We start from the raw sequence: 4,400 nt of genomic DNA on the forward strand, positions 1-4,400 counted from the left end.
TTTTATTGGAATATGGTATATTTATGAGGAAACATTCATTTATGTTCGTGATTTAGTTTTCATAAATATTTCATATTTTTATTTATTTTTTAGAAGCTATTCCTGCACCCGAGCCTGAAAGCGCGAACTGGCGAAGCAATCCGTTACAATCTTTTTTTTCGGAAATAACCTCAAAAAAAGGACTTCCACTTCTATCAGGGCTAGAACATTATAGTTATTAATTTATAATCATCAAAAAAACAAAATATTAGATTTAATCACAATACAAATTAAATAAATAAGAAAATAAAACTATAATTTAATATATTTGCAATTATTTAAACATTAAAATTGATCATAAATAACTATTTTTAGAAAATTTAAAATTATGAATTTAGACGAAATCGACAAAAAACTATTAAAGCTATTACAAACCGATAGTAAAAAAACCACAAAAGAACTTTCATCAAAATTAAATCTTTCTGTAACAGCCGTTTATGAACGAATAAAAAAACTGGAACGTGAAGGTATCATCGAAAAATATGTTGTTTTATTAAACAGAAAAAAAATTGAAAAAGGATTTGTCGTTTTCTGTCATATCAAACTAATCCAACATACAAAAGAATTCCTGACAAAATTTGAAAGTCAAGTAATTAAACTTAACGAAGTATTAGAATGTCATCACGTGAGTGGCGATTACGATTATATCTTAAAAATTGTACTCAAAGACATGGAAGAATATCGTGAATTTCTAGTAGAGAAACTGACAACATTAGAACATATAGGAAGCACACACAGTACTTTTATGATTTCTGAAGTAAAAAATACAACGGTTATAGAAATTTAATTTTTTTGAAAAATTGGTAATGATTTTTGCCTTTATCATTGCAATTAAATTCGTAATTTTGCATTACTAAAAATAAAAAACACTAACTATGAGTTCATTTGACGTAGTCATTATAGGTTCAGGTCCAGGCGGATATGTATCAGCAATTCGTTGCGCACAATTAGGTTTCAAAACTGCTATTATAGAAAAATATTTGACTCTTGGCGGAACCTGTCTTAATGTAGGTTGTATTCCATCAAAAGCATTATTGGCATCATCACATCATTACGAAGAATTACAACATTTTGCAGACCACGGAATTGAAGTTTCTGGAGAAGTAAAAGTAAATCTTGAAAAAATGATTGCGCGTAAACAAGCCGTTGTGGATCAAACTTCTGGTGGTGTAAAATTTTTAATGGACAAAAACAAAGTGACCGTTTTCGAAGGATTAGGTTCTTTTGAAGATGCAACTCATGTAAAAGTTACAAAAGCAGACGGTACTTCAGAAGTTCTTGAAGCTAAAAATATTATTATAGCAACAGGTTCTAAACCATCAAATCTTCCTTTTATCAAAATCGATAAAGAAAGAATTATCACATCGACCGAAGCATTAAAACTACCAGAAGTTCCTAAGCACCTTGTAATTATTGGTGGTGGAGTTATTGGAATAGAATTAGGTCAAGTATATCTTCGCCTTGGAGCTCAAGTTTCGGTAGTAGAATATATGGACAGAATTATTCCAGGAATGGACAGTTCTTTGTCTAAAGAATTGACTAAAGTCTTGAAAAAACAAGGAATGAAATTCTACGTTTCTCACAAAGTAAAATCGGTAGAAAGAAATGGCAATGCTGTTACTGTTCAAGCCGAAAATGCAAAAGGAGAAACTATTACTTTAGAAGGAGATTATTCACTAGTTTCTGTTGGTCGTCGTCCTTATACCGATGGCCTTTCGGCAGATAAAGCTGGTGTCAAAATTACTGACAGAGGAATGGTCGAAGTAAACGATCATTTACAAACTAATATTTCTAACATTTATGCTATTGGCGATGTTGTTCGTGGTGCAATGTTAGCACACAAAGCGGAAGAGGAAGGTGTTATGGTTGCTGAAATTTTGGCTGGACAAAAACCACATATCGATTATAATTTGATTCCTGGAGTTGTTTATACATGGCCAGAAGTTGCAGCAGTTGGAAAAACTGAAGAACAACTTAAAGCTGATGGTGTTAACTATAAAGCAGGAAGTTTTCCTTTCAAAGCATTAGGAAGAGCTCGTGCTGGGGGCGATTTAGACGGATTTGTAAAAATTCTTGCTGATGCCAAAACCGATGAAGTTTTAGGTGTTCACATGATTGGTGCTCGTTGTGCCGATTTAATCGCAGAAGCAGTTACCGCAATGGAATTTAGAGCTTCAGCCGAAGATATTTCCAGAATGTCGCACGCACACCCAACATTTGCAGAAGCTATTAAAGAAGCAGCATTAGCCGCAACTGATAATAGAGCATTGCACGTGTAGTTATAAAATTATATTTTAACCATACCCCAATAATTTTATGAAAATTATTGGGGTATGGTTTTTATAAATATTCTTAAAAGTCACAAATTTAATGTCAACTTGTCATATTATTTTCCGCCAATTTTAACAGAAACTGACAATTACATTGCAACTCTTTTATTGGCATAATGATTGACTATTGCAACTCAAGTTATTAAAACGAATTACTCAATAATTAAATATAATAAAAATGGGAAAGATTATCGGAATCGATTTAGGTACAACAAACTCTTGCGTATCTGTAATGGAAGGACAAGAAGCAGTAGTAATTCCTAATGCTGAAGGTAAAAGAACAACACCATCTATCATTGCGTTTGTAGAAGGTGGAGAAATTAAAGTAGGAGATCCTGCCAAAAGACAAGCGGTTACAAACCCAACTAAAACTGTTGCATCTATTAAACGTTTTATGGGACACTCTTTCGGTGAAATTACTGAAGAAGCAAAAAGAGTACCTTATTCAGTTGTAAAAGGTGACAACAATACACCACGTGTGGATATTGATGGTCGTTTATATTCTGCTCAAGAATTGTCAGCTATGACACTTCAAAAAATGAAGAAAACAGCTGAAGACTATTTAGGACAAACAGTTACAGAAGCAGTTATCACTGTTCCTGCTTACTTTAACGATGCACAACGTCAAGCTACAAAAGAAGCTGGAGAAATTGCAGGTCTTAAAGTAATGAGAATTATAAATGAGCCTACTGCTGCGGCATTAGCATACGGATTAGACAAAAAAGGTATCGATCAAAAAATTGCAGTTTACGATTTAGGTGGAGGTACTTTCGATATTTCTATCCTTGAATTAGGAGATGGAGTTTTTGAAGTTCTTTCTACAAATGGAGACACTCACTTAGGTGGAGATGATTTTGACCAAACTATCATTGACTGGTTGGCAGACGAATTCAAAGCTGAAGAAGGAATTGATTTGCGTTTGGACCCAATGTCATTACAAAGAATTAAAGAAGCTGCTGAAAAAGCTAAAATCGAGTTGTCATCTTCTGCTGAGACAGAAATCAACTTGCCATACGTTACAGCTACTGCTTCTGGACCAAAACACTTAGTTAAAAAATTAACTAGAGCTCAATTTGAAAAATTGTCTGATACTTTAGTAAAACGTTCTATGGAACCAGTTGCTAAAGCATTAAAAGATGCAGGATTAACTGTAAAAGATATCGACGAAGTTATCCTTGTTGGAGGTTCTACAAGAATGCCAAGAATTGCTGACGAAGTTGAAAAATTCTTTGGTAAAAAAGCCTCAAAAGGAGTTAACCCTGATGAAGTTGTTGCAATTGGAGCAGCTATTCAAGGTGGAGTTCTTTCTGGAGATGTAAAAGATGTATTGTTACTTGACGTTACACCTTTATCTTTAGGTATCGAAACTATGGGTGGAGTTATGACAATCTTGATCGAGTCTAACACAACTATTCCAACTAAAAAATCACAAATTTTCTCTACTGCTGCAGATTCTCAACCAACTGTTGAACTACACGTTCTTCAAGGTGCAAGAGCTATGGCTGTTGATAACAAAACAATTGGTCGTTTCAACTTGGACGGTATTCCACCAGCACCAAGAGGTGTTCCACAAATTGAAGTAACTTTTGATATTGATGCTAATGGTATCATCAAAGTTTCTGCAACTGACAAAGGAACTGGTAAATCTCACGATATTCGTATCGAAGCTTCTTCTGGATTAACATCTGAAGAAATCGAAAGAATGAAAAAAGATGCTGAAGCAAATGCTGGAGCTGACAAAATCGCTTGAGAAAGAGTTGAAAAAATCAATGAAGCTGACAGTTTGATTTTCCAAACGGAAACGCAATTGAAAGAATTGGCAGATAAAATTACTGACGATCACAAAACTGCAATCGAATATGCATTGACAGAATTGAGAATGGCGCACCAATCTCAAGACTTAGAAGCTATTCAAAAAGGTTTAGACAATGTAAATGCAGCTTGGAAAACAGCTACAGAAGCAATGTATGCTCAAGGAGAACAAGGTCAACAAGCACAGCCACAAGCTGAAACACAAGGAGACGATGTTCA

Annotated in this window: 2 protein-coding genes and 1 pseudogene; all 3 read left to right on the forward strand. The window is 34.2% G+C overall.

Translation table 11 applies throughout. The annotated features are described in order from the left end of the window. The first annotated feature begins 367 nt into the window (after positions 1–367). A complete protein-coding gene (locus ACHZC3_RS05175; RefSeq protein ID WP_394758814.1) occupies positions 368–826 on the forward strand; it encodes an Lrp/AsnC family transcriptional regulator in 459 nt (152 codons plus the stop codon). 88 nt (positions 827–914) lie between these two features. Next, positions 915–2,318 carry a dihydrolipoyl dehydrogenase gene (lpdA, locus tag ACHZC3_RS05180; RefSeq protein ID WP_394758815.1) on the forward strand — a complete coding sequence of 468 codons (1,404 nt, stop codon included), beginning with the start codon at positions 915–917 and terminating at the stop codon, positions 2,316–2,318. Positions 2,319–2,547: 229 nt separating this feature from the next. Beyond that, positions 2,548–4,400, forward strand: a pseudogene (gene dnaK / locus ACHZC3_RS05185) (molecular chaperone DnaK); the annotation flags it as partial.

The sequence above is a fragment of the Flavobacterium sp. genome (assembly GCF_043720215.1).
Lineage (GTDB): Bacteria > Bacteroidota > Bacteroidia > Flavobacteriales > Flavobacteriaceae > Flavobacterium.